Here is an 18057-nt window from a genome sequence, read left to right as displayed (position 1 = left end):
TGCGGTGCTGCCCGGCGGACCGACGGACACAATTCACCGACACGGCCCAACCGCAGGGCCGACATCCGGAACGGGCGGCGGACACTCGTGTAAACCGGCAAATGGCAATCCCTGCTTCCGAGTTCAGCACCCGATCCCGAACCCCGGCTACGCATCGCCGTGGGCAAAGCGGGGACGGGGTCGGCGGTGGCTCACCCGCCGGTGCCGAGCGAAGCGGGCTCGGTGTCGTCGAGGAAGGTGACCGTTTCGGTCGCCGGCGCGCGGTCGATGACCGCGTGCGGGGTGGCGGGGTCCTCGTAGCCGATCGACAGGCCGCAGAACAGGATCAGGTCGTCGGGAGGAGACACGATCTCCGCGACGGTCTTCCGGTACACCGACCACGCCATCTGCGGGCAACTGTGCAGCCCTTCGGCGCGGAGCAGCAACATGACGGTCTGCAGGTACATGCCGGTGTCGGCCCACTGGGCCGGTCCCATGCCGCGCTCCAGGTAGCAGAACAGTGCCGCGGGTGCCCCGAAGCACCGCCAGTTGGCGGCGACCTCGTGCGCGCGGGCCCGGGTGTCCTGGCGGGGTATCCCGAGTGCGGCGTAGCGCTGTTCCGCGGCGGCGTTGCGGCGGTCGCGGTACGGGGGCGGCAGGTCGGGCGGGTACATGTCGTACTCGCGCTCGTCGCCGGGGTCGTTCGCGGCCACGCGCTCGCCGGCGCGCTTCTTCAGTTCGGCCAGCTTCGCGCCGGTCAGCACGTAGCTGTTCCACGGCTGCAGGTTCGCCCCGGACGGCGTCCGGGCCGCAGCCGCCAACACCCGTACGAGCGCGTCCTTGGGGACCGGCCGGTCGGTGAAGCCGCGAACCGCCCGTCGGGTGGCGGTTGCCTCGTACACGTCCAAGAGCGATCTCCTCCTATGCTGGCCTTCGGCCTGTGCTCATCCGTTGGTCGGTCGTCTCTACCGGCTTGACGGATGGTTCCAGGGAAAGGTGACCGGTGGACGGGCAGTACAGGCAGGACGGGCGGAACCGGCAGGACGGGCTGGCGGAACTCTTCGAGACACATCGCGACCGCCTGCGGGCGGTGGCGTATCGGATGTTGGGCTCGTCGGGCGACGCCGAGGATGCGGTACAGGAAGCCTGGTTGCGGCTGGCTCGTGTCGACGCCGAGGACGTGGACAACCTGGGCGGGTGGCTCACGACGGTCGTCTCCCGCGTGTGCCTCGACATGTTGCGGTCGCGCCGCTCACGACGCGAGGACCTCACCGATCGGGTTCCCGACGACAGCCCCTCGTCGGCGGCCGGCAGCGATCCGGAACACGAGGCGTTGCTGGCCGACGAGGTCGGGCGGGCGATGCTCGTCGTATTGGACCGGCTGGCGCCCGCCGAGCGGGTCGCGTTCGTGCTGCACGACGGGTTCGCGATGCCGTTCGAGCGGATCGCGCCGATCGTGGGGCGTTCACCGATGACGGCCAAGAAGCTGGCCAGTCGGGCCCGAGGGAAGGTGCGCGGCGCGCCCGCCGTCGACCACGCGGAACTCGCCGCGCAGCGCCGTGTGGTCGAAGCCTTTCTCGCCGCCGCACGGGCGGGCGACGTCGACGCGCTGCTCGCCGTCCTGGCCCCCGACGTACTGCGCCGGGGCGACCGGGTCGCGCTGCCCGCAGGCCGGGCGAGCGAGGTCCGCGGTGCACACGCCGTCGCCGAGGAGATCGCCGCGTTCGGCCGCAACGCGCGGTTCGCGGAGCCGGCGCTCGTCGATGGTGCCGTCGGTGTCGTGGTCGTGCCCGGCTCGCGGTTGTCGCTCGTCATCGCCGTGCTGGTCGACGGGGACCGGATCGCCGCGTACGAACTCATCGCCGATCCCGTCCGCCTACGACAGTTGGAACTGCGCGTCCTGGCCGCGGATCAGCCCGCCGCGCCCGCTCCGTCCGACGGCTGATCACACCGGCCCCGGTCGGCGATTCGCCGACCGCCCCCGCCGGTTGCCTTCCCGGGCACCGGCGCGGGCGGTCGGTGCCGCTCAGTCCCGGCGGGCGCCCCGGCTGATTCGGCCGACGACGGCCGCGGCCCACTGCGGGTGGTCCGCCGGCCAGGTGCCCAGGTGTTCCCGGACGGTGTCCTCGACACAGGTGTGCACTACGGCGCCGGCCGGCATGTCGCGCGTGGCGCCGTGGAATTCGGGACGGTCCAGCTTGACCGACACCACCGCGGTCAGGCCCGCTGCGATCCGGTCGACGTCGAGATCGGGGTCCGCCGACGACAGCAGCCCCTGCTCTCGCGCGTACGCGTTGATCGCAGCCACCATCCCGTCGCGGAAGCCGGCCACGTGCGTGCCGCCGTCGGGGGTGGCCCGGCTGTTGGCAAAGCCCCGAAGATGTCGGCATCGGGCCGGAAGCCGATGGTGGTCCCGCTTCCGGTCACGGTTCCTGCGGCAAAAGCACCAGGTCAGAGCCACTTTGCCGAGGGCGCGGGCAGGCCGGTGAGCGCCTGCCGGGAGATGGCCGCCCCGAGGGACGGGAACCACCTCCGGAGTGCGTCCGGGGGCCCGCCGGGGCCGCGCACGACCCCGTTCCCGACGGCCCCCGGCCCTCCGATTTCACCCCTCATCCGGGGCCGGGAGCAAGGAAGTTCGGCGGGTCGGTCGGTACGGACGGGCCGGCCCGACCTGTCCATCGCCAGGCGATTCCCGGGCCGCCGAGCCGAGTTCGACCGGCGCAACAAGCCGCCGGCCCGAACCGGGTCGACCCGCCCGCCTCCGCCCGCCTCGGCTCGCCCCTCCTCGCCCCGGCCCTCAAACCCCCGCCGAGGCCGGCGTCGCCACCCCCGTCGCCCCGTCCCGAGCCGAGGCCGCCGACGCAGTCGACCCCCGGGCCCCCGCGCGTCCGCGCAGCACCAGGTGTGCTCCGAGTGTGACCGCCAGGTTGGGGCCCAGTGCGATCAGTCCCGCGTCCCAACTGCCCACGTCCACATGGGCGAAGGTCAGCCATGTGAGCACGCCGATGCCCGTCACGATGCCGAGCAGGGCCGGGGTCGCGCCCAGGGGGTTGCGGCGGCGCAGTGCCATCACGGTGGCGGGGGCCAGTTGGGACAGGCCGCCGTAGGTGAGCAGCAGCAGGTTGGCGAGCAGCCCGGGTCGGCCCAGGGCCAGGATCAGCGCGAGACCGGACGCGATCACCACACACGCGTGGTTGACCCGCAGTCGGTTGCGTTCGGTGCGCGCCGGCAGCAGGTTGTGCGAGACCAGCGTCGAGATGCCCATCACGATCGCCGCCGAGGGCACCATCGCCGCACCCGCCGCGGCGACCGCCACGACGCCGACGAGCCAGGCGGGCATGGTGTGTCCGGCCATGGTGAGCAGCACGCTGTTGCTCGTGGTGTTCGGGGCGAGTTCGAGCACGGCCGCGAAGCCGACGATCACCGGGATGGCCAGCGCCACCTGGTACAGCGGCAGCCAGATGTAGTTCTGCCGCAGGGCGCGGGCGCTGCGGGCCGAGAGCACCGGCGGCCACAGGTGCGGCATCGTGTTCAGACCCGCGCCGATCGCGCTGATCAGCAGCGCGGTGGTGTACCAGGTCTTGTCGTAGCCGCCGCCGATCGTCAGCAGCGAGGCGTTGTGGTCGCGCACGGTGTCGAAGATGTGGTCGAAGCCGCCGGTCACCGACATCGGGACGGCGATCAGGAGGGCGACCAGGGCGAGCACCATGAGTACATCCTTGGCGTATGCGACGCGCGCGATGCCGCGGATCCCGGACCACAGTACGAAGCCGGCGGTGAGTACGGTCGCGAGCACCATGCTCAGGTGTCCGCCCGCCTTGCTCCCGGTAGCCAGTTGCACGATCAGTCCCAGGCCGGTGATCTGCAGTTGCAGATACGGCAGCAGGAACACCGCGCCGACCACCGCGACGACCTTGCCGAGCAACGGACTGCCGAAGCGGTCGGCGAAGAAGTCGGCCTGGGTCAGGTAGCCGCGGTCGCGGCCCAGTCGCCAGGTGCGCGGTCCGATGAAGTACATGGTGACCAGGCTGATCGCGAGATAGCCCAGCGCGTACGTGGCGGCCACGCCGCCGCCGAACGCGAGGCCGGCCAGGCCCAGGAAACTGAAGGTGGTGAAGGATTCGCCGGCCTGGAGAAACCACGAGGTCATCGGCGAGAAGCGGCGGTCGCCGACCGTCCACTCGCCGAGCTTGCCCTTGGCCGGGCGGCGTCCGCCGACCCCGATCGCGGCCAGCGCCACGATGCCGAACACGGTGATGACCATGGTGCTGTTCACGACGTGACCTCCGGTTCCGCTGTCCGTCTCGGGGCGGTTGCGGCGGCGGCCTCGGTGTCCGCCCCGTCCGCGCTGCCGTCCCCCGTGTTGTTCTCGGTGTTGTCCTGGCTGTTGGCTTGGCTGTTGGCCTGGCTGTTGTCTTCGTCGTCGTCTTCCGGGTGGTCCGCGAAGCGCTCGATCAGGTACAGGGCGACGGTGCAGCCGATCGTCCACACCAGGGCCCAGACCAGCACCGAGGGCAGCCCGAGCCACAGGTGCGGGCCGTTGACGAACGGCAGGAACGGGGTGGCGAAGAAGGCGAGCACGGGCAGCGCGGCCCAGGTCGCGTGGCGTTTTCTCATCGTGGCTCCCAGGGGGAAGGGCCGCAGCGAACGGTGGGGCGGGTACGACGGGCCGAGGGCCGGGTTCAGCCCGAGCGCGGCCGGCGGCGGCCGTACCGGGTCGCCGTCTCGAACGCCGCGCCGACCTGAAGGACGGTCAGGTCGGCCCGGGGCGCGGCGACGATCTGCAGGCCCACCGGGAGCCCCTCGGGCGTGAAGCCGGCCGGCACGGACAGCGCCGGCGCGCCGAGGAGTGTGACGAAGTACGCCGAGCGCATCCAGTCGAGGTAGGTGTGCTGCGCGACGCCCGCGACGGTGCGCGGGTATTCCAGGTCGGCGTCGAACGCGGCGACCTGGCTCACCGGCGCGAGCAGGACGTCGTAGCGGTCGAAGAAGTCGATGCCGGCGCGGTACAGCCGGCTGTGCGCGACGGTGGCGCGCGCGAGGTCGTCGGAGCGCAGCCGGCGGCCCTCCTCGATGTTCCACACCAGGCTCGGCTTGAGCGCGGCGCGCGACGAGGTGAGCACGTCGCCGAGCCCGAGGTTGAACTCGTGGGCGCGCAGCGTGCGGAAGGTGTCGTCGGCGGTGCGGAAGTCGGGGCTGTCCGGCTCGACACGGCAACCCAGGTCGGTGAAGACCGCGATCGCGCGTTCCAGGACGGCGAGTACCTCCGGTTCGACCGGCACCGTGCCGCCGAGGTCGGGCGCCCAGGCCACCCGCAGCCCGGCGAGGTCGCGCTCCAGCGGGATTGCGAACGCCGAGCCGGGCGTCTCCAGGGCGATCGGGTCGCGCCGGTCGGGTCCGGCCATCGCCGACAGGAGCAGCGCGGTGTCCGCGACGGTGCGGGCCATCGGGCCCACCACCGACAGGGTTTCCCAGCTGTTCCCGGAGGGGGCGAGCGGGATCCGGCCGGGGGTGGGGCGCAGGCCGACCACGTTGCAGAAGGACGCCGGGTTGCGCAGCGAGCCGCCCATGTCGCTGCCGTCGGCGATCGGCTGCAGACCGGCCGCGAGCGCCGCCGCGGCGCCGCCGCTGCTGCCGCCCGCCGAGCGGGTGGGGTCGTAGGGGTTGCGCGTGGTGCCGAAGACCGGGTTGAAGGTGTGCGAACCGGCGGCGAATTCGGGGACGTTGGTCTTGCCGATCCGGATCGCCCCGGCCGCCTGGATGCGCGCCACGAGCGGATCGTCGTGGTCCGGGATGTCGTCGGCGTGCAGCGGGGAGCCGTGTGTGGTGCGCATGCCCCGGGTGTGGTGGGTGTCCTTGAACGCGATCGGCAGGCCGTGCAGCGGGCCGGGGGTGCCGCCGCGGGCGAGCAGCGTGTCGGCGGCGTCGGCGGCGGCGAGCGCGCCCTCGGGGTCGAGCGTGACGATCGCGTTGATCGTGGGGTTGACCTCGGCGATGCGGTCCAGGTGGGCCCGGACCACCTCGCGGCTGGAGAGTTCGCGGCGCCGGATGCGGGTGGCGAGGTCGGTGGCGTCGAGGTGGGTGATGCCGTCGTCGGTCATGGGTGTCCTGGTGCGGGTGCCGGGTGGGAGGGGGTGTTGGGGTGGGACGGGGTGCTGGGGTGAGGCGCGGTGCGGGGGGGTGGGACGGGGCGCCGCGGAGTCGGTCGCCGCGGTGCGGCCGGCCCAGTCTGCGGAGCGATGACGAATTCAGTCAAGGGTTTCGCACTCGTGAACTTTTCGGCCGAAGCTCGCCGACCGGATTTCACCGGCACGTCAGATTCCGAACCATCAGGCAACCCACAACACACAGCTGGACGAATTCAGCCGCATGGACTTATCTTCTGAATGTTTCAGCCAGCAGCATCCACATCCCACCCACATCCAGACCCAGATCTCAAGGGGTGTCATGTCCGACGTCACCCGACACGGCCGCGGTCCGCTCGACGGCTGCCTCGTGCTCGACCTCTCCCGCGCCCTCGCCGGACCGCACGCCGCGATGATGCTCGGCGACCTCGGCGCCCGGGTGATCAAGGTCGAGGTCCCCGGCCGCGGCGACGACACCCGGGCCTGGGGCCCGCCGTTCGTCGGCCCCGAGGACGCCCGCGAGTCCACGTACTTCCTGGCCTGCAATCGCAACAAGGAATCGGTGACGGCCGACCTCAAGAGTGCCGAGGGTCGCGACCTGGTCACCCGGCTGGCCCGCCGGGCGGACGTGCTGATCGAGAACTTCCGTCCCGGCGTCCTCGATCGCCTCGGCTTCCCCGTCGAGCGCCTGCGCGAACTCAACCCCGGCCTGGTGGTGTTGTCGATCAGCGGGTTCGGCCACGACGGACCCGAGGGCGGCCGGGCCGGCTACGACCAGATAGCGCAGGGCGAGGCCGGCCTGATGAGCCTCACCGGCGCCCCCGGCGAGCCCACGAAGGTCGGCACCCCGATCGCCGACCTCCTCGCCGGCATCTTCGGCGTCTCCGGGGTGCTCGCCGCGCTGCTGGAGCGGCGGAGCACCGGACGGGGGCAGGTCGTGCGGACCTCGCTGTTGTCCTCGATGATCGGCGTGCACAGCTTCCAGGGCACCCGCTGGACGGTGGCCGGCGACGTCCCCGAGGCGACCGGGAACCAACATCCCTCGATCGCCCCGTACGGGTTGTTCCGCTGCGCCGACGGCGACATCCAACTCGCGGCCGGCAGCCAGGCACTGTGGCGGGCCGTCGCCGGCGTGACCGGGCTCGATCCGGACGACCCGCGCTATGCCACCAACGCCGACCGGGTCGGCCGACGCGCCGAGTTGGCCGCCGAGTTGGAGGCGGCCTTCGCCCAGGCGGGCGCGGCGCACTGGCTCGCGCGGCTCGACGCGGCGGGCGTACCGGCGGGCCGGGTCCGCGGCATCGACGAGGTGTACGCGTGGGAACAGACCCGGCAGCAGGGCCTGATCGTCGACGTCGACCACCCCACGCTCGGCACGATCAGCCTGCCCGGCCTGCCCTGGCGCTTCGACGGCGGCGGTCGGCACGAACACGTCGCGCCGCCGACGCTGGGCCAGCACGACGCGAGCGTACGGGCGTGGCTGGACGCGGAGGACGCCCGCGACGTGGGCGCCGGCGGGGCCGGGTCGGCGGGCCGAGTGCCCCTCGGCGCAGCCGGGTTCGGCGCCACCCACGGCCCGGCCGGCGGATCGGACCGGCTGCCGACCGACGCCGAGGCCCGCCGATGACGGTCGCACCCGTGACGCGGATCCAGCCGCACACCCGCCCGACCGCGCTCGATTTTGCGACCGCGGTGCTCGACCCCGACAGCTTCCGCTCGTGGGACGTCCCACCCGAACCGCGCCCCGCCCCGGGCCCGTACGCCGACGCGCTGGCCGAGGCCGGCGCCCGCAGCGGGGCGGACGAGTCGATCCGCACCGGCGAGGGCACCATCGCCGGGCACCGGGTGGCCGTGGTCCTGGGCGAGTTCGGTTTCCTGGCCGGGTCGATCGGTACGGCCGCCGCGAACCGACTGGTCGCGGCGATCCGCCGGGCCACCGTCGAGCGCCTCCCGCTGTTCGCGTCGCCCGCCTCGGGCGGTACGCGGATGCAGGAGGGCACCCCCGCGTTCGTGCGGATGCTCGACATCACCTCGGCGATCGTCGCGCACAAGGCCGCGGGGCTCCCGTACCTGGTCCACCTGCGCCACCCCACCACCGGCGGCGTACTCGCGTCGTGGGGCTCGCTCGGACACGTCACGACGGCCGAACCCGGCGCGCTGATCGGCTTTTTGGGGCCGCGCGTATACGAGGCGCTGTACGGCTCGCCGTTCCCCGAGCAGGTGCAGCGCGCCGAGAATCTGTACCACCGCGGTGTGCTCGACGCGGTCCTCACCACCGCCGAACTGCGGCACTTCCTCGCCGACACACTCGACGTGGTGTGCGCCGAACCGCCGGGGGCGGTGGGCATCCCGGCAGGCACCGCAGTGGGCGCCTCGGCGGGCACCCCGGCGAGCCCCTCGCCCGAATCACCCCCGCCTCCGCCTCCGCATTCGCATTCGCGTGCCCATCCGCGTGCCCATCCGCCGGAAACCGCCCCGCAGGACGTCTGGCGATCCGTCGGGATCACGCGCGAGGCGCATCGCATCGGCCTGGCCGATCTGTTGCGGGTCGCCGACCCGCTGATCCCCCTCTCGGGTACCGGGGCGGGTGAGCGCGACGACACGATGCGCATCGTGCTGGCCCGGATCGGCGGTACGGCCTGTGTCCTGATCGGCCACGACCGCGAACGCGCGGCGGCCTGCGGCCCGTTGCGCCCCGGCGGTCTGCGCACCGCGCGGCGCGGGATGCGGCTGGCCGCCGAACTCGGGCTGCCCCTGCTCGCCGTGGTCGACACCGCCGGGGCGGCGCTGAGTCCGGCCGCCGAGGAGGGCGCGTTGGCGGGTGAGATCGCACGCTGCGTGGCCGACCTGGGGTCGTTGACCGTACCGACGGTGAGCCTGCTGCTGGGTCAGGGCGCCGGCGGCGCGGCCCTGGCCCTGCTGCCGGCCGCACGCCGAATCGCCGCCGAGCATGCGTGGTTGTCCCCGCTGCCGCCCGAGGGCGCGTCGGCGATCGTCCACCGCACCACCCGGCGGGCCCCGGAGCTGGCCCGCGATCAGCACATCGGCGCGGCGGACCTGCTGGCGGCCGGCATCGTGCACCGCATCGTCGCGGAGCCGGCGCCCGACCCGGGCCAGGACCCGACCGGACCGCCGGATCACCTGGTCGGCCGGCTCGTCGCCGCGATCACCGAGGAGTTCACGCACGGCCGAGGGCGCTGAGCCCGACCGAGACGCCGAGTCCGACCGAGACATGGAGTCCGCCCGCGACAGCGCGCCGGCCCGAGACAGCGAGTCCGCCCGAGCCGGCGCGCCGGCCCGAGACACCACGTCCGAACGAGGCGTCGTCGACCCTCAGCCCTCCTCACCACCACCCGCCAACTCGCGCAGCCGCGCGGTGGGGGTCGCGCTGCGCATGAGCGCCTCGACCACAAGATGCGACTGCACGGCCTCCACCCGCCGCACCCACGGCGACGTGGTCAAGAACTCGTGCAACGCCCGCTTCGACGGCTGTACGACGTCGACGAGGATCTGGTACTCCCCCATCACCACCGCCGCGTAGCGCACCAGCGGCGAGTCGAGGAGCAACCGGCCCACCTCCTCGACGTCGTCCGGCCTGGTCCGGATCCACAACATGGCCTCGACCGGCAGTCCGAGCAGGGCGGGCTCCGTGGAGGCACGAATGCTCACCACCCCCGACCGGGTCAGCGCCTCGACCCGGCGGCGCGCGGTGGCCTCGGACACGCCTGCGAGGGCGGCGAGTTCCTCGTGTGTACTGCGCCCGTCCCGAGCCAGCGCGCGCAGGATGCGCCACTCCTCCGGTGCCCGCTCGACGTCCGAGCTCTCGCCCGCGGCCCGCTCGGCGGTCTCGGCGGGAGTGGGGAAGCGCGCGAGGGCGCCCACCTCGTCGGCGGTCAGCAGGCCCGGCTGCCACTCGTGCACCGTACGGAAGTACCGCAGCACCGGCGTGACCTGTTGCGAGACCACGCCCGGCAGCGCCGGCAGTTCCTCGAGCATCAGGCGGGCCAGCCGATCCGGCGGACACTGCACCTCGGCCACGCAGTCCACCGAGCCGGCGAGGACGTAGGTGAACACCGTGCCGCTCCCGGCCGCCGCCGCGATCGCCGCCTCGCGGACCTGCCCGGGCCGACAGTTCAGCCGGACGATCACCGTGTCGCCGTGCGCGATCAGCCCCGTCACGGTGACCAGGCGCGTCTCCAGGAGCCGGAGCCCACGACGCGCCACGGTGCGCTCGGGCTCGCCGAGCGCGGTCGCGATCCGGCGCCAGGACGCGCGCCCGTCGATCTGGAGGGCGGCGATGATACGGCGGTCAAGGGCGTCCACGCCCACGTCGACTGTGCTCACCGAACCCACGCTACCGACCGACGACACCCGCCCGGGACCACCCCACACCACGCTGCCCGGCCCGCGTCGAGTCGACGGCTCGGCGTCGCGTTCGCGAACGCCGCCCGAGTCGCCCGCCGCCGACCCGGCCGAGTCGCGTCGCGGTCGCCGGCCCGGCCTCCGCCGCGGTTGGCGTCGGGATACGCCGCGGGACGGCAACAGGCTTGGCAACGGAGGGAGTTCGTCCGCGTTGACCGGTGTGCGCGGACGGAGTTAGCTGTCGCCGTCCGGCACGGATCGTCACTCGGAGCAAGGAGTTGCAACATGCGTCCGATCAGATACGTCATCGTCCTGGCCACCACCTTGGGCACCTGCGCGGCATTGGTCCCGACCGCCTCGGCGGCCGGCGAACCCGGACGTCACAAATCCAACATCAGGTGCGTACGCCCCGGCGACAACGGCCACACCATCAAGGACTTCGCGTTCGACGCCCAACTCAGCGCGAACGGCCGCTACCTGGCCTACCGAACCACCCCGATCATGGGCCCGGACAACCCGGACCCGAAACCCGACGCGATCTTCATCAAGGATCTGCAAAGCGGAGCGACCCGCCAGGCCACGGTGCGCCCCGACGGCACCCCCGAAACCAACCCCCTGGATTTTACCTACGCCTTCAGCCAGGACGGCCGCTACCTCGCCTTCGCCACGGGGCTTCCGAACTCCCCCGACCCGGACGTCATCGAAACGCAGATCCAGGTATACGACCGCGAGACGGGCCGCACCGAACTGCTGCTCGACCACCGCCCCGGCAGCGCCGAACGCGACCCGTCGATCAGCGCCGACGGCCGCTACGTGGCCTTCACCTCCACGCGCAACGACCTTGCCCCGGGCGCCGACCCGGCCCGCCCGCCGAGGCAACAGACCTACGTCTACGTACGCGACCGCCGCACGGGCAGCATCGAACGCGCCGGGGTCGACTCCACCGGCAGGCAGATGTCGGAGCCGACCTCGCTCCCGACGATCAGCGCGGACGGCGGACGCGTCGGCTTCCAGCTCGCCCACATCGAGAAGCCCCCCACTCTCGCCCGGCCGCCGCAACCGGTCATCCACCAGAACTTCTACGTCCACGACCGGCGCACCGGGCGCACCGACCCGGCCGCGATCGACCTCCAGGGCCTCCCGGTGGACGTGGACGGGGCGAGCGCGGTGCTCAGCCCCGACGGCCGCTATGCGTTCTTCGCCTCCTCCGACGACGGCATCGTGGTCAAGCCCGAGCACACGAACGGATCCCAGATCTACGAGCGGGACTTGACCACCGGAGCCACCCGACGAGTCAGCGTCGCCCCCGACGGATCCGCCGGCGACGGAACCTCGGTCGAACCCGGCATCAGCGCCAACGACCAGCGGCTGGTCTTCCTTTCGCAGGCCCCCAACCTCGTCCCGGGCAAGACCACGTACGACTACATACCCCTCGCCCGCGACCTGCGCACGGGTCACACCGAACGCATCGCCGTCGCGGACGACGGCACTCCGGCCGACGGCAACGCCGACCACCCGACGACCGATGCGACCGGCCACACCGTGGTCTTCGGCAGCGACGCGACCAACCTCATCCCCAACCAACCCCAGGGATCCTGCGACCTCTACCTCCGCCGGCTGAACTGACCACCGGGTAGCGCCGGTTCCCCGCCACGGCCGGAGACCGAACGCGGCCGGCCCCGGCCCGAGGCCCTCGCCACCGGGGCCGCACCGCACACCACCCGGCGGGCCGGGGCCAGTGGAGCCGGCGATGTTCCACCCGCCGAAGGCGATCAACTCGGCCGACGGCCGCCGAGGGGACCGTTTACCCAACCAATCATCCGGGCACCCGCGCCGGGGAGCTGCGCCGGACCGCCGGTCGCTCCGTATCCGCGAACTCCCCTCCACCAAAGGACCGTCATGCACCACCTCGAGCACGCCGTCACGATCAACGCCCCGATCGCCGACGTCTGGCAGATCCTGCTGGATGTGGAGGGCTGGGTCCGGCTCTTCCCGCTGACCAGCGCGGCGCGGATCACCGAGAGTTCCCCGACCCACCAGATCGTCGCGATCACGGGCGACATCGGCGGCCAAAGCCAGTCGTGGGTCTCGCGGCGCGACATCGACGAGGCGCGCCGTGTCATCGGCTACCACCAGGTGGAGACGGCGCCGCTGATGGGTCGGATGGGCGGGGAGTGGCGGGCGGTGTCCACGTCGGCCACCACGACGGAGCTGACCATCACCCACGACTTCGAACCGGCGGACTCCGCGGGCGGGCTCGTCGCCGATGTCCCCGGTGGCCGGGATCTCGACGGCTTGCTGAACCGCGCGCTGGACCACCTGGGTTCCGCGCATCTCGTCGCGATCAAGGCCGAGGCCGAGCGGGTCTTCGCCGGGGTCGGATCGCGTACGTCCTGAAGGTGGGGCACTCGATCACCGCGTCGGGGCGGCTCCGGTCGTCCCGGCGTGCCGCCTCGGCCCAAAGCCGGGGGCTACAAGGGGCCCGTGTCACGCCGGGCTTGGACGTGCACGTCGACCAGGGTGGGGCCGGGGGCGGTGAGGGCGGCCTTGAGGGTGTCGGCCAGATGCGACGGGTCGTCGGCGCGGCCGGCGGTGACGCCGAGGCCGGTGGCGACGGCTCCGATGTCGAGGGCGGGCAGGTCGAGGGCGGATTGGATCGTCGGGGGGAAGGTGTCGATGCCGTAGAGGGTGGTGAACTGCTTCATCGCGCCGTACTCGTGGTTGTCGAGGACGACGACGGTGACGGGCACTCGGTGGCGGGCGGCGGTCCACAGGGCCTGCACGGAGTACATGAGGGAGCCGTCCCCGATCAGGCACAGGGTGCGCTGGGCGGGGTCGGCCATCGCGGCGCCGACGGCGGCGGGCAGGGCCCAGCCCAGGCCGCCGCTGAAGGTGTTGTGGAACTGGCCCGCCTCCATCGGGAAGTGGGCGCGGATCTCCTGCCGATACGAGGGCACCTCCTCGAACACCGGGGTGGTGAGCGGCACCAGGTCGCGCAGCAGGTGCAGGACGGCGGACGCCTCGAGCGGCGCGGTGAGCGGTGCGGGCCGGGGGCGCGGGGGCGCGCTGGGCAGCCGGCGGTGTGCGGGCCGGTCCGGCAACCGGTCGAGGAGCGCGCGAATGCCGGTACGGGCGGAGCAGATCAGACTCTCCCCGACCGGGGCGGAGAACGCGTGCACGGGGTTGTCCGTCATGTGCAGGCACTGTGCGCCGTCGGGCAGGAACGGGCCCTCGGTATGGACGTGGTACGTGAAGACCTGGGCGCCGATGACGAGGATGACGTCGTGGCCGTCGAGCTGCCTGGTCACCTCCCGGCGGGTGGCGGTCAGGAATCCGTGGAAGAGCGGGTGTCGTTCGGGGAAGCCGGCCCGGGACGTCCACGGGGCACCGTAGACCGCGGCGCCGAGGCGTTCGGCCAGCAGTACGGCGTCGGGTGCGGCGGCGTCGGCGTCCACCGCGGGGCCGATCACCAGGGCCGGGCGGGTGGCGCCGGCGAGGATGCGGGTGAAGCGGGTGATCGTCGCGGGGTCGGCACCAAGGGCCGGCACCACCGTGTGCGCCGGGACCGGCGCGGCCGGCTGTGCCCAGTCGTCTTCGGGGACGGACACGAACGTGGGCCCGCACGGGGGCGTGCGGGCGGTCAGCAGGGCGCGGGCGATGGCACCGGGCACGTCGGCGGCGCGCGCCGGCTGGAGGGCCCACTTCACGTACGGGCGGGGGAACTGGTCGGGTTCGAGCGCGGACAGGAACGGCTCGGTGGGCAACATGGCCCGCGTCTGCTGTCCGGCCAGCAGGACCAGCGGACTCTGATTGCGCCACGCGGCGATCAGACCGGACGTCGCATTGGCCACGCCGGCCGCCGAGTGCACGATGGCGACCCCCGCCCGGCGGGTGCGCTGTGCGAGGCCGTCCGCCATCGCCACCGCGCTGCCTTCGTGCAGGGCCAGGACGTATTCCAGGTCGTCGGGCCAGTACAGATACATCCGCATCTCGGTGGAGCCCGGGTTGCCGAACACCCGCGTGACCCCGAAGTCGCGCAACACGCCGAAGACGGCCTCGGCCACCGTCGGCCCACTCGAACGAACACTCGCGGAAGCCATCGAAAACCCTCCCTCGCTGCCGACTCGAAGTCCTCCCGGGACGGTGCACACCAGCAAACTTCCGCTACCCGCCGACCTGTTGCAGGCCCCAGTAGTGCGCCTCGATGGGCGCCTGCCGCACCAAGATCCGCCCGGTGACATCGGGCGCGTCCACGATCTTGCCCCACGAGCCGGACTGGTCGTGCGGGGTGTGCTCGATGTCGGCGTACACGACGCCGCCGGGGCTGTCGGCGCCGTAGGACACCGTCCAGTCGGCGTATTTGTCGTCGGCACAGTTGTCGTTGACCACCAGACGACGGACGTCATTGACCTTCAGACACCGGCGCGGACCGGAGCCCGCCTTGGCGATCTCCATCGTTCCGTTGGGTCGCCGGTGCACCTGCCAGTCGGGCGAGGTGGAGGCGGTGTCCGCGCACGCGCCCAGTGCCACCGAACCGGGACTCGCCACCGGCTTGGGCCAGATCAGGCATTTGCCGTCCGTGAGCGCCGGGAACCGATAGATACCGTCGCCGAGCGGGGCGGCCTGGGCGGGCGGGGCGAGTGTCGCCACGGCCGCGACGGCGGCGGCAACGACGGCGACCAGGCGTGCACGCATGGATCGAACTCCTCGAGGCGATCGGGGACGAGCCGATCACGCAACGGACACGCGGCCGGCCCGCCGGCCGCCCGCGTCGACGGCCACCACAATCCTGGAACGCCGATCCGCCACCCCGCAGCAGCACACCCGACCATCACCCGAACGGCCCAGTCAAATCAGGCATTTCGACGAACCGGCCACGGATGCCGAAGTATTCGGGCCCGGACAGGCGGCGCAGGCGTTCGGCGATCACCGGGCACACCTGCCGTCACACGCTCAGCGATCCGAAGGCCGGCCCGCGTGGGCACGTCGTGGTCAGCGGTTCGCGGCCGAGCCCGTCACTCCCCTCACGTGCCCGTGACATGCGCCCAGATGAGGCAGTCGTGCCACCGATCGTGCGCCGGGTCGTCGGCGACCCATGCGCGGCAGTGGTCGGGCAGTCGTTCCTCCAGTCGATAACCCGCCTTGTGCGCGAGTCCTTGCGACGCGAGGTTGTCCGGATCGGTTTCGAGCCAGAGCCGCGACATGCCCGCGTTCCCGTGCACCCAGTCGGTGAGTACCCGCACCGCTCGCAACGCGACTCCGCGTCGGCGGTGCTCGGGCCGTACCCAGTAGGCGAGTTCGACGCTCCCGTGATCGTCCGACATCAGCCCGAGCGCCGCGACGAGCCGTCCGTCCTCGACGACCCCGTGGGAAATCTGCCGATCCTTCAACCAGTTCCAGGAGTCGAGCGCCGTTCGTGCCTCACCCAACGAATACGGCCCCACCGGCCGAGGTCCCCACAGTGCCGGGCCCGTCTCGCCGCCGGTCGCCTCGACCACCAAGGGGGCGTCCCGGGTGGTCAGCGTGCGCAATCGCGAACCGTCCAGATCCAAGTCCACAGTCATGTCCACTCACGCGATTATGCCTGCACGGGGGCCGGCCCGGCCGCTCGCCGAGGCGCGGGCGGCCGGGTCGCGGTCGGTGGGGCTACCGGCCGAGGTCGCGGTAGCGCCGGACGGACAGCGGGGCGAAGAGCACGATCAGGGCGAGGGGCCAGGCGAAGGCCATCGGGATCGTGTGGTCGGTGACCCAGGAGGTGCCGGCCCAGCCGGGGTTGCCGAACAGTTCGCGGCCGGCGCCCGCGCTCGCGGACAACGGGTTCCACTCGGCGATCGTGCCGAGCCAACCCGGCATCGTATCGGGCGAGACGAACACGTTGGACAAAAAGCCCAGCGGCCAGACCAGGATCTGCAGGACCGCGACCGACTCGGGCCCCTTGGCGCGCAGGGCCAGGTAGATGCCGAGCCACAACACCGCCAGTCGCAGCAGCAGCAACATCGCGACGGCGAGCATCGCCCGCGCGGGCCCCTCGTGCCACCGCCAGCCCACCGCGAGCCCGCAGCAGATCAGCACCGACAGCCCGACGGCGGCGTGCAGCATGTCGGCGAGCACCCGGCCGCCGAGCACGGCCGAGTGCGCCATCGGCATCGACCGGAATCGGTCGGTGACCCCGCGCGCCGCGTCGCCGGCGACCGCGGTGAAGGTGGATTCGATCCCGAAGACCATCGTCATCGCGAACATGCCCGGCATCAGGAACTCGCGGTAGTCACCGCCGCCCGGCACATCCAGGCCACCGCCGAACAGATAGCCGAACATCAGCACCATCAACACCGGGAACAGCAGCCCGACCAGCACCGGCGCGGGCTGCCTGGCCCAGTGCGCGAAGGTACGGCGGGTCAGCGTCCAGGTGTCCGGCAGGGCCCGGCGCAGCGCGGTACTCATGCCGCCACCTCCGTCGCATCGCCCGCGCCGGCCCGGCCCGCGCGGTCGGCCGGTTCGTCGTCGCGGCGCACTCCGGTGATGGCCAGGAAGACCTCGTCGAGGGTGGGTCGGCGCAGCGCGATGTCCTCGGCCTCGATCCCGGCGTCGTGCAGGGCCCGTACCGTCGCGGTGATCGCGCCCACCCGGTCGGTGACCGCGACGCCGACGCGGCGTTCGTCGTGGCGGATCTCCGGGTCGCCGTTGCCGACGTGGGCCAGGATCACCGCCGCGGCGGCCAGGTCGAGCGGTTCGCGGACCACCACGTCGATCCGGTCGCCGCCGAGTCGGGACTTGAGCTCGGTGGGCGTGCCGCGGGCGATCACCCGGCCGTGGTCGACCACCGAGATCGTGTCCGCGAGCCGGTCCGCCTCGTCCAGGTATTGCGTGGTGAGCAGCACGGTCGTACCGCCCGCCACCAGTTCGCGCACCGCGTCCCACACCTCGGTGCGGCCTCGCGGGTCGAGTCCGGTGGTCGGCTCGTCCAGGAACAGCACCTCGGGTGCCTGGATCAGCGACGCGGCCAGATCGAGCCGGCGGCGCATGCCGCCCGAGTAGCCGGTCACCGCCCGTTCGGCGACGTCGGTCAGGGCGAACCGGGCCAACAACTCGCCCGCCCGGAGCCGGGCTTCGCGGGCGCCCAGACGATACAGCCGGCCGAACATCTCCAGGTTCTGCCGCCCGCCGAGCACCTCGTCGAGTGCGGCGTACTGGCCGAGCAGCCCGATCCGGGTACGCACCCGCGCCGCGTCCCGGACCACGTCGAATCCGGCCACCTCGGCCCGCCCGCCGTCCGGTCCGAGCAGCGTGGTCAGGATTCGTACCGCCGTGGTCTTGCCCGCCCCGTTGGGCCCGAGCAGTCCGTGCACCGTCCCGGCCGGGACCTCCAGATCGAATCCGTCCAGCGCCCGTACGGCGCCGTGCACCTTGGTCACGCCTTCGGCGGAGATCGCCAGTGGCATGTACACCCCTTCGTGTATCGCGTATCGCTGGTCGCGTCCGTGCGGCTCTCGTGGCTCTCGTGGCTCTCATGACGTGCCTGGCACGTATGGATCTTGTCGAAGCGCGTGGAATCCGTTCGCAAGCCCACTCTGTACGACGTACGGAGTTACTC

General features: G+C 72.4%; 16 protein-coding genes. 5 read left to right on the top strand and 11 right to left on the bottom strand.

Going from position 1 to position 18057, the window contains the following annotated elements:
* Positions 1 to 191: 191 nt before the first annotated feature.
* Positions 192 to 887 carry a nitroreductase gene (locus ABIA38_RS36020; RefSeq protein ID WP_424643165.1) on the bottom strand — a complete coding sequence of 232 codons (696 nt, stop codon included), beginning with the start codon at positions 885 to 887 and terminating at the stop codon, positions 192 to 194.
* Between the two features lie 95 nt (positions 888 to 982).
* Between ABIA38_RS36020 and ABIA38_RS36015 the strand changes: the two genes are divergently transcribed.
* Complete coding sequence (locus tag ABIA38_RS36015) at positions 983 to 1924, top strand: sigma-70 family RNA polymerase sigma factor (protein WP_424643164.1); 942 nt, start codon at positions 983 to 985, stop codon at positions 1922 to 1924.
* A gap of 81 nt (positions 1925 to 2005) precedes the next feature.
* Here ABIA38_RS36015 and ABIA38_RS36010 read toward each other — a convergent pair whose 3' ends face one another.
* From ABIA38_RS36010 to ABIA38_RS35995, 4 genes are all read right to left on the bottom strand, one after another.
* Positions 2006 to 2440: a hypothetical protein gene (locus ABIA38_RS36010; protein WP_424643163.1), complete on the bottom strand. Its 435-nt coding sequence runs from the start codon at positions 2438 to 2440 to the stop codon at positions 2006 to 2008.
* Between the two features lie 336 nt (positions 2441 to 2776).
* A complete protein-coding gene (locus ABIA38_RS36005; RefSeq protein WP_424643162.1) occupies positions 2777 to 4255 on the bottom strand; it encodes a sodium:solute symporter family protein in 1479 nt (492 codons plus the stop codon).
* Complete coding sequence (locus ABIA38_RS36000) at positions 4252 to 4596, bottom strand: hypothetical protein (protein WP_424643161.1); 345 nt, start codon at positions 4594 to 4596, stop codon at positions 4252 to 4254. Before ABIA38_RS36000 ends, ABIA38_RS36005 begins: the two co-directional genes overlap by 4 nt.
* Before the next feature lie 65 nt (positions 4597 to 4661).
* Positions 4662 to 6080, bottom strand: a complete 1419-nt coding sequence (locus ABIA38_RS35995; protein WP_424643160.1) for an amidase — start codon at positions 6078 to 6080, stop codon at positions 4662 to 4664.
* A 346-nt stretch (positions 6081 to 6426) separates the two neighbouring features.
* On the opposite strand from ABIA38_RS35995, the gene ABIA38_RS35990 reads away from it, so the two are divergent.
* Complete coding sequence (locus ABIA38_RS35990) at positions 6427 to 7731, top strand: CaiB/BaiF CoA transferase family protein (protein WP_424643159.1); 1305 nt, start codon at positions 6427 to 6429, stop codon at positions 7729 to 7731.
* 11 nt (positions 7732 to 7742) lie between these two features.
* Positions 7743 to 9305 (top strand): carboxyl transferase domain-containing protein, encoded by a 1563-nt coding sequence (locus ABIA38_RS35985; RefSeq protein WP_424643158.1) that lies wholly within the window; start codon positions 7743 to 7745, stop codon positions 9303 to 9305.
* 132 nt (positions 9306 to 9437) lie between these two features.
* Here ABIA38_RS35985 and ABIA38_RS35980 read toward each other — a convergent pair whose 3' ends face one another.
* Positions 9438 to 10448 carry an Lrp/AsnC family transcriptional regulator gene (locus tag ABIA38_RS35980; protein WP_424643157.1) on the bottom strand — a complete coding sequence of 337 codons (1011 nt, stop codon included), beginning with the start codon at positions 10446 to 10448 and terminating at the stop codon, positions 9438 to 9440.
* Positions 10449 to 10751: 303 nt separating this feature from the next.
* On the opposite strand from ABIA38_RS35980, the gene ABIA38_RS35975 reads away from it, so the two are divergent.
* Both ABIA38_RS35975 and ABIA38_RS35970 read left to right on the top strand, forming a co-directional pair.
* Positions 10752 to 12092 carry a TolB family protein gene (locus ABIA38_RS35975; RefSeq protein ID WP_424643156.1) on the top strand — a complete coding sequence of 447 codons (1341 nt, stop codon included), beginning with the start codon at positions 10752 to 10754 and terminating at the stop codon, positions 12090 to 12092.
* Between the two features lie 273 nt (positions 12093 to 12365).
* Entirely contained in the window at positions 12366 to 12863 is a 498-nt protein-coding gene (locus ABIA38_RS35970; protein WP_424643155.1) for an SRPBCC family protein, read from the top strand.
* 74 nt (positions 12864 to 12937) lie between these two features.
* On the opposite strand, the gene mdlC is transcribed toward ABIA38_RS35970, so the two are convergent.
* The 5 genes from mdlC to ABIA38_RS35945 form a co-directional block, all read right to left on the bottom strand.
* On the bottom strand, positions 12938 to 14566 hold the full coding sequence (mdlC, locus tag ABIA38_RS35965; protein ID WP_424643154.1) for a benzoylformate decarboxylase: 1629 nt from the start codon (positions 14564 to 14566) through the stop codon (positions 12938 to 12940).
* 64 nt (positions 14567 to 14630) lie between these two features.
* Positions 14631 to 15161, bottom strand: a complete 531-nt coding sequence (locus tag ABIA38_RS35960) for a hypothetical protein (RefSeq protein WP_424643153.1) — start codon at positions 15159 to 15161, stop codon at positions 14631 to 14633.
* A gap of 329 nt (positions 15162 to 15490) precedes the next feature.
* Positions 15491 to 16030 (bottom strand): GNAT family N-acetyltransferase, encoded by a 540-nt coding sequence (locus ABIA38_RS35955; protein WP_424643152.1) that lies wholly within the window; start codon positions 16028 to 16030, stop codon positions 15491 to 15493.
* A gap of 82 nt (positions 16031 to 16112) precedes the next feature.
* Positions 16113 to 16907 carry an ABC transporter permease gene (locus tag ABIA38_RS35950; protein WP_424643151.1) on the bottom strand — a complete coding sequence of 265 codons (795 nt, stop codon included), beginning with the start codon at positions 16905 to 16907 and terminating at the stop codon, positions 16113 to 16115.
* Complete coding sequence (locus ABIA38_RS35945; protein WP_424643150.1) at positions 16904 to 17905, bottom strand: ATP-binding cassette domain-containing protein; 1002 nt, start codon at positions 17903 to 17905, stop codon at positions 16904 to 16906. The genes ABIA38_RS35950 and ABIA38_RS35945 overlap by 4 nt, the downstream gene beginning before the upstream one ends.
* Positions 17906 to 18057: the final 152 nt, after the last annotated feature.

The sequence above is a fragment of the Embleya sp. AB8 genome, from assembly GCF_049739465.1.
Classification (GTDB): domain Bacteria; phylum Actinomycetota; class Actinomycetes; order Streptomycetales; family Streptomycetaceae; genus Embleya.
Note: the sequence above shows the minus strand (reverse complement) of the source record. Positions and strands in the feature narration are given on the sequence as shown.

What these genes read in the sequence shown, in the direction of transcription:
- ABIA38_RS36000 (WP_424643161.1), bottom strand. Translation starts at nt 4,596, where the DNA reads ATGAGAAAACGCCACGCGACCTGGGCCGCGCTGCCCGTGCTCGCCTTC.
- ABIA38_RS35995 (WP_424643160.1), bottom strand. Translation starts at nt 6,080, where the DNA reads ATGACCGACGACGGCATCACCCACCTCGACGCCACCGACCTCGCCACC.
- ABIA38_RS35990 (WP_424643159.1), top strand. Translation starts at nt 6,427, where the DNA reads ATGTCCGACGTCACCCGACACGGCCGCGGTCCGCTCGACGGCTGCCTC.
- ABIA38_RS35975 (WP_424643156.1), top strand. Translation starts at nt 10,752, where the DNA reads ATGCGTCCGATCAGATACGTCATCGTCCTGGCCACCACCTTGGGCACC.
- ABIA38_RS35970 (WP_424643155.1), top strand. Translation starts at nt 12,366, where the DNA reads ATGCACCACCTCGAGCACGCCGTCACGATCAACGCCCCGATCGCCGAC.
- mdlC (WP_424643154.1), bottom strand. Translation starts at nt 14,566, where the DNA reads ATGGCTTCCGCGAGTGTTCGTTCGAGTGGGCCGACGGTGGCCGAGGCC.
- ABIA38_RS35960 (WP_424643153.1), bottom strand. Translation starts at nt 15,161, where the DNA reads ATGCGTGCACGCCTGGTCGCCGTCGTTGCCGCCGCCGTCGCGGCCGTG.
- ABIA38_RS35955 (WP_424643152.1), bottom strand. Translation starts at nt 16,030, where the DNA reads ATGACTGTGGACTTGGATCTGGACGGTTCGCGATTGCGCACGCTGACC.
- ABIA38_RS35950 (WP_424643151.1), bottom strand. Translation starts at nt 16,907, where the DNA reads ATGAGTACCGCGCTGCGCCGGGCCCTGCCGGACACCTGGACGCTGACC.
- ABIA38_RS35945 (WP_424643150.1), bottom strand. Translation starts at nt 17,905, where the DNA reads ATGCCACTGGCGATCTCCGCCGAAGGCGTGACCAAGGTGCACGGCGCC.